The following is a 224-nucleotide window of genomic DNA, read 5'->3' as shown; positions in this document are numbered from 1 at the left end:
GTAGAAATTATAATAGGAAATGCAATTTCACCAATACCTTTCTTGGCAGCTTCTATGCGAGACATACCTTCGTCTTGCATTAAGCGATACACATTTTCTACAACAACAATACCGTTATCTACTAGCATCCCAAGCCCCATAATAAGTCCGAAGAGTATCATTGTATTCATCGTATAGCCTAATGCTTCTAAAATCATTAGTGACATAAACATAGACATAGGTAT

At 35.7% G+C, this 224-nt stretch carries 1 protein-coding gene; it reads right to left on the bottom strand.

All coding sequences use genetic code 11. The features are described from left to right. Positions 1-224, bottom strand: a 224-nt coding sequence (locus tag B2U95_RS07965) for an efflux RND transporter permease subunit (RefSeq protein ID WP_296314659.1), incomplete at both ends; no start/stop codon positions are given.

Source organism: Winogradskyella sp. UBA3174, assembly GCF_002364335.1.
GTDB lineage: Bacteria > Bacteroidota > Bacteroidia > Flavobacteriales > Flavobacteriaceae > Winogradskyella.
This window is presented reverse-complemented; position numbering and strand designations above follow the sequence as displayed.